This is a genomic window from Halorubrum salipaludis, assembly GCF_002286985.1.
GTDB classification, from domain to species: domain Archaea; phylum Halobacteriota; class Halobacteria; order Halobacteriales; family Haloferacaceae; genus Halorubrum; species Halorubrum salipaludis.
The window spans coordinates 1-651 of record NZ_NSKC01000021.1; the positions used below are offsets into that span (position 1 = coordinate 1).

Sequence of the window (651 nt, forward strand, 5' to 3'; positions counted from 1 at the left end):
CTTTTCGACCGTCTCAAACTGGTTAGTGCTGTAGATCGGGATTCCTGAAACGACAATTTCCCGGATGTCGTCGGTATACGTGGGAATCGCTTGGACCGCTTCAACGTCGATGTCGTAAGCATACCTGTTGCCGTCGAACTCGGCGTCTTCGAGGTCGCGACCAACAGCGTTCGCCTCCCGCTGGTTTGGGGCTCGTTCGTTCGTGGTGAGTACCCAGACGTCGATGTCGCTGCGCCGATCGGCTTCGCCACGCGCCACGCTTCCGTACAGGACGATCCCGATGACGCCGTTGAGACGGCCAGTGAGTTCGTCGACAGCGGCCTTCACGGGCTTGTGGAACTCTGGTTGCGGTATTCGGAGGATCGGGTCGTCCGGCACAGCAAGTCGCTCTCGGTTGATCCGGACGAGTCGTTGATTGCTTTCGGGCGATTCAACCACTAACCCGTTCTCGACGAGAGTATTGATCGCTCTCCGAGCCGTCTGTTGGGAATGGCCAATCTGGTCAGCCACCTCGCGCATTGAGAACTGTTTGAATCGGTGATTCGTTAAAAATAGCAAGATGTCGTTCGTTGCCTTGCTTTTGAATAAATCCGCGTCTGAGACGGGTATTGGAACAGATATGGATACACTCTGTGCGGGGTTTAATTCCGT

General features: G+C 55.3%; 1 protein-coding gene. It reads right to left on the reverse strand.

Features of this window, described 5'->3' with window-relative positions; all coding sequences use genetic code 11:
* A partial coding sequence (locus tag CK500_RS16600; protein WP_198951604.1) for a nucleotidyltransferase domain-containing protein occupies positions 1-651 on the reverse strand: 651 nt, incomplete at both ends.